The organism is Rhizobium sp. SVR5-9E (assembly GCF_056755095.1).
Window position 1 is genome coordinate 1 of record NZ_JBNDHS010000168.1, and the last position, 6,293, is coordinate 6,293.

Consider the following 6,293-nt stretch of genomic DNA (forward strand, 5'->3'; position numbering starts at 1 on the left):
GCTGCAGAACCGCATTTCGTTGAAGATAGCTGATCAACGACACGAGATGGCGCGCTCTCATGATGGATGGCATACCTTGGAGGTATCTGGGGCCTGCGAAGGAATGACTTACAAGTTCGTCCTTCAGGACGAACTTGAGGTTCCAGATCCGGCCTCCCGCTTCCAGCCCCAGGATGTCCACGGTCCGAGCCAGGTCATCGACCTCGAATCCTATGGATGGCTCTCCCGCGGGTGGTCAGGCCGGCCGTGGGAGGAGATGGTAATCTACGAGCTCCATATCGGCGCTTTCACCGAAGACGGGACGTTCCTCTCCGCCATCCAGCGTCTCGACCATCTGAAGGATATCGGCGTCACCGCCATTCAGATTATGCCAGTCGGCGACTTTCCGGGAAGCTACGGCTGGGGCTATGACGGTGTCCTGCCCTATGCCCCGGACAGCAGCTATGGACACCCTCAGGATCTGATGAAGCTGGTCGATGCAGCCCATGAACGCGATATCTGCGTTTTCCTCGACGTGGTCTACAATCACATCGGACCGGACGGGAACTACATGCCGGCGTACGCGCCACTGTTCAGCGACCATCACAAGACTCCGTGGGGCAACGGCATCAACTACGATGGCGATGCCTCGAAGCCGATACGGGAATTCGTCATCCAGAACGCAATCTACTGGATCACGCAGTTCAAGCTCGATGGGCTTCGCCTGGATGCGGTACATGCAATCAAGGACGATAGCGAGGAGCATTTACTCCACGAGCTTGCACGCCGTGTCCGAGCAGCGGCCGGAGACAGACGAGTTCATCTCATTCTGGAAAACGAGGACAACAACAGCGATCTCCTGAAGAGGGCTCCTGACGGTGAGGCCAGCCTCTTCACTGCTCAATGGAACGACGACGTGCACCACGTGCTGCACATCGCGGCGACCGGCGAGACGTTCGGATATTATGCGGACTACGCAAATAATCTGGACAAAATCGGACGTGCGCTGGCGGAAGGATTCGTCTTCCAGGGCGAGCACATGCCCTATCGAGGCCAAGCGAGGGGCAAGCCAAGTGCCGAGCTCCCGCCGACCGCGTTCATCTCCTTCGTTCAGAATCATGATCAGATCGGCAACCGAGCTATGGGCGACCGGATGATCACTTCGCATCCCATCGAGGCCGTCAAGGCGGTCACGGCAATATACTTACTGGCTCCACAAATCCCGATGCTGTTCATGGGGGAGGAATGGGGATCGCAGGCACCCTTCCCCTATTTCTGCGACTTCGCCGAGGAACTCAGTGAGACGGTAAAAAAGGGCCGGCGTGAAGAGCTTTCGCGACTGCCTGGGTTCGATGCGGAAGAACTGCTCGATCCGACGGCGTGGTCGACATTCGTTTCGGCGAAGCTGGATTGGTCAACCCTGAGCGGTGCCTTCTCGTCGGAGATGCTTGATTTTTACAAGGCGCTTCTTGGGATCAGGCGCCGACGTATCGTTCCCTTGCTGAAGAATGCCGGTGGAAAGAGCGGGAGCTTCGGCAACGAAGGTAGCGTACTGAAAGTCGACTGGCGTCTGGCGAACGGCGTCCGGCTTCACCTCTTGACGAATTTGGCGGACACAGAAGCGTCGATCGTTCCGCCGGAACTTGCAGAGGACATCCTCAAGCTGGGCTCGGTTAACGCGAACGCCATGGCGCCCTGGTCTGTCATCTGGAGCATGAGCCAATGAACACGCCCACGTCCACATACAGGTTTCAGTTCCGGAACGGCGTAACGTTTGAGATTGCCGCAGAGTCCGTTCCATATCTTAAGGAACTCGGCATCAGCCATCTCTATGCGTCCCCAATCTTTTCCGCCACCAGTGGGTCGACGCACGGCTACGATGTTACAAATTGTAACGAGATCGACTCCGCCATCGGCGGGCGTAAAGGCTTTGAGCTTTTGAGCGCCCAACTGAAGGAGGCAGGTCTCGGCCTGATCCTTGATATCGTGCCAAATCATATGGCTGCATCACCCGAGAATGCCTGGTGGGGCGACGTCCTCAAATTCGGCAGCCAGAGCGCCTATGCAAATTATTTCGATATCGACTGGACCGAGCGGCTTACGTTGCCGATCCTCGAAAAGCGTTTTGAAGACGCGCTTGCCGACGGAGAATTCGAGCTGCGCCGCGATCGGGATGGGGACGAGTGGCGCCTTGCCTATCGCGAAACGTTGCTGCCTCTTGCCCCAGAAAGCGCCAAAGCTGTCTCGGATCCCAAGGACCGGTTGCAAATCGCCGCGGTCCACGATGCGCAGCATTGGCAGCTCACCCATTGGAAACAGGCGGCAAGACATCTCAGCTACCGGCGCTTCTTCGAAGTGACAGGGCTCGTGGGCCTGCGGGTCGAAGATGAGAAGGTATTTCTCGACAGCCATCGGCTGATCCTCGAACTCGTGCGCGCTGGCCACGTGCAGGGCTTGCGCCTCGATCATATCGACGGTCTCGCCGATCCGGCTGCCTATCTCAGCCGACTGCGAGAGGCCGTCGGCCCGCACGTCTTCATCGTGGTCGAGAAGATCCTCGGCCATGGCGAGAGGCTACCGCAAGATTGGCCGGTGCAGGGCACCACGGGATATGAGTTCATCACCGCCCTCAGTACCCTCCTCATTGATGCCGGCGGGTTCGACGAGCTTGGCTCGTCCTATGCAATGGTGTGCCCGGAAACGTCCGACTTTTCCGCCGGCCTGCGTGCCGCGAAATCGTTGATGATCGAACGCAACTTCGAAGGCGAGACGGCAAGGCTCGTCCAGCTAGTCCGCACCGCACATCCGGAGCTACAAGAAAACGATGTTGCGGAGGCAGTCCGGGAACTTCTCGTAGCCTTCCCCGTCTACAGGACCTACGGGAACAACGGACCATTGAACCAGCAGGACTCCGGAGTTCTTGAAACGATTCTGTCGGAAGCGGCAAGACATGTTTCATGTCGCTCCACCCTCGAATCCATCGCAACCTTGATCAGGACCGGCTCTCATCCAGAATTCCGTGCTCGCTTCCAGCAGCTGAGCGGCCCCGTCATGGCCAAGGCGGTGGAAGACACCCTCTTCTATCGTCACAACAGGCTGCTGGCGGCCAACGAAGTTGGAGGCGAACCGAATCTCAAACCGGGCGGGATCGAGACGTTCCATGCGTTGATGCAGGCGCGCGCCCAGTTCCAGCCCCACGGTCTGTCGGCGACCTCAACGCACGACACCAAGCGCGGCGAGGACGCCCGCGCCCGACTGTATGCATTGAGCGAGGAGCCGGATCTCTGGCGGCGCGGCTTCGAACGGTGGCGGGATATGAATGATCGCCACAAACTGAATTTAAACGAGAGACCTGTACCGGAACGCAATACGGAGTGGATGCTTTACCAGGCGCTTGCAGGCATCTGGCCCGAAGACTTCCGGAATGGCGCCGTGGAAGGATTGACGGACCGTTTCGTAAATTATGTTGAAAAGGCCGTCCGCGAAGCCAAGCTCGCGACAAGCTGGAATGAACAGAATTCCGCCTACGAAGAGGCGGTAAAGACCTATGCCGCGGCGCTGACCTCGTCGTCGAACCTGTCCTTCCACGAAGACTTCGCGAGGGTGCTGACGTCGATTATTCGAGCCGGATACATGAACAGCCTCTCTCAAACCCTCATCAAGCTCACAGCGCCCGGCATTCCCGACATTTATCAAGGCACAGAAGGATTCGATTTTAGTCTCGTCGATCCCGACAACCGTCGTTCCGTCGACAGGAAAGAACTCTCGCGCCGGATGGCCGAAGATCAACCCATGACGAAGCTGAGCATGCCGGCCCTGAAGCAGCGCATCATTCAGATTGGCTTAAGGCTGCGGAACCGAAAGCCGGAGCTCTTTCTAAAAGGGAATTACCTGCCGCTCGCGGTCACCGGCCGACGGAAAAGTCATGTCCTCGCGTTTGCTAGAGAACGCGACGGCGACCACTCCATAACGATAGTTCCGAGACTAATGGCCGCGTGGCTAGATCTTGGTGGTCAGCTTGCCGATCCCGGGTTCTGGGAAGATACAAGGATTTCCCTGCGTTCCGGCTTTGGCGGCCCCAAACGTGACTTGCTCAATGGGAAGGTCTTTGAATGCCATGGTGAACTGGACTTACCCATGGTGCTGGCGGCGCAGCCTGTGGCTCTGATTGCTCCTGCTTCCTGAGCGCCAAATCCTTAGTATCTAAAGCAACAAACAAGGCCCTCCTGCCTCTGCCGCGCCTTCGAGATGTGATCGTGATGGGACATATCCTGCACGACTGGGATCTCGCCGAGAAGAAGCTGCTGCTGGAAAGGCCTTTGCCGCGCTGCCGAAAAGGCGGGGCGGTGATCGCCTCTGACCCCGTCATCGATGACGAGCGCCGCGAGAACGCCTTTGGGCTCCTGATGAGCCTGAACATGCTAATCGAAACCCCCGGCGGGTTTGTCGCGCCGCATCAAAAACGCTCAGCTCTCGCCACCCATATCCATCGTATCCGCGCCATGGCGCACTGGAAGGCCGTGACCGGCGCGCATGCCTGACTTTGCAGGTGTCACACCATCTTCGATCAGTGATGAAACAACGTGACATCGCCTGCAACGCTAATTCCCCAGATTATCCTGCCGGCCTCAGTCCATCAAAAAAGCCACCTTCTAAGATCAATACTACGCACGAAAAGCACGTAACCAAAGAAGTCAAAGATCAATTTTTCCATTCAGCGTCGACGATTACGTACATTAACAGGAATATTGTAATATGTTAGCGAATAAATCTCTGATTATTAAAACATGAATCATACATAATACGTCGGGGCTATTTTCGCTCCCTTGAAACGAGGCTATACTTGCTGCGTGAACCGAGCGGGTGGCAGCGGCTTCGTTGACGCCTCCTAGTGTTATGGCGCGGAAGCCGCCCTTTGTAATCCATGGCAGTGTCGCGCGGAGACAAGTCCATGCGGATCCGTACTGTTTTTGCCGCGGTAATAGCCATATTCCTGTTAGACGGATACGCGGCAGGCCAGGAGCCGGCGGACTTCCTGGCGTTGCAGGGCGAAAAGGTTCCGCTCTCGATTAACTCCAGCCGGATCGGCGTTCTCGCCCGCGAAGAGGCTACATTCGAGAAGATCAGGGAGTTCACGGACAGCCGTGGGTACAAAATCGCGGACCAATTGCCGGGAGGACTGTACATCCTCGATATCGGCCGCAGGCAGGAGCGGGCTGAACTGGTTCAGCTTCCACGCACCCTGAAGCGGGAGGGCGGCGAGCTGATAGCGCAAGCCGGGATTGTCGGGACAGCATCTGGCATCGACAACCCGCTCATCATCACCGACGACCTCATCGTTCAATTCAGGCCGGAGCTGTCGGGCGAGCGGATACGGGATCTGGTCGCCCAAAATTCGGTGTCGATCGTAGAGGCGAGTATCTATTTCGCGAACCAGTTTGTCTTGCGGGTCGACGACACCTCGAAGGCCGACGCTTTGCAGATTAGCGCCCGGTTTCAATCAATGACCGATCTCGTTGAGTTTGCGCATCCCGACTTCATCACCGTTGTCGAGCCACACGAATTCGTGCCGAACGACCCGCTGTTCGGACACCAATGGCATCATCGCAACACCGCGCAGGGCATGGGTGAGGAGGACGCAGACATCGACACGTCGCTGGCGTGGGATATGGAGCAAGGTGCGGCCGCTACAACGATTGCGATTATCGACTTCGGCTTCGAGGTAACACATCCCGACTTGCAGCCCAATGTGGTAGGCGGCTGGGATTTCGTCCAGAATGACAACGATCCCTCGGGGCCTGATATAGCCAGCGGCAGCAGGCATGGCACGGCCGTAGCCGGGGTCGCCGCAGCAAGAGGCAACAATTCGGCCGGTGTCACGGGCAGCTGCCCTCAATGCAATCTGATGCTGCTCCGCATAGGCGCGTCATCCGCTGCTTCGACAGTCGCCGCGGCAATCGGCTACGCTGAGAACCACGGTGCAGCAGTCATATCGAACAGTTGGAGCTATCCTGCGGCTCCGGCGCTCGAAAATGCTCTGAACAGTGCGGCAACTTCGGGCCGCGGGGGACTGGGCAGCGTCGTCTTGCTTGCCATGCGAAACTTGCACGTCGACGATTGCAGCTCCTCCCGCCTTCCGTCGCTGGACAGTGTGATCGCGGTGGGGCGCTCGACCAACCGAGATTTGCTCGACGATCTTTCCCCCTTCGGAACATGCTTGGATCTCTTGGCTCCGACAGCCTGGCTGTCAACGATCTCTTCGGGCAGAGGAACGTTGTGGATCACCTCAACCGACATGTTGGGCACTGCAGGAT

Annotated in this window: 3 protein-coding genes and 1 pseudogene; all 4 read left to right on the forward strand. The window is 57.8% G+C overall.

The window, feature by feature from the left end; genetic code table 11:
• Position 1 precedes the first annotated feature (1 nt).
• Complete coding sequence (treZ, locus tag ACPYOJ_RS33555; protein WP_481420099.1) at positions 2-1,705, forward strand: malto-oligosyltrehalose trehalohydrolase; 1,704 nt, start codon at positions 2-4, stop codon at positions 1,703-1,705.
• Positions 1,702-4,164 (forward strand): malto-oligosyltrehalose synthase, encoded by a 2,463-nt coding sequence (gene treY / locus ACPYOJ_RS33560; protein ID WP_481420100.1) that lies wholly within the window; start codon positions 1,702-1,704, stop codon positions 4,162-4,164. The genes treZ and treY overlap by 4 nt, the downstream gene beginning before the upstream one ends.
• Positions 4,165-4,211: 47 nt before the next feature.
• Positions 4,212-4,520 (forward strand): annotated as a pseudogene (locus tag ACPYOJ_RS33565) (methyltransferase); the annotation flags it as partial.
• Between the two features lie 410 nt (positions 4,521-4,930).
• A partial coding sequence (locus ACPYOJ_RS33570) for a S8 family serine peptidase (protein ID WP_481420101.1) occupies positions 4,931-6,293 on the forward strand: 1,363 nt, incomplete at its 3' end.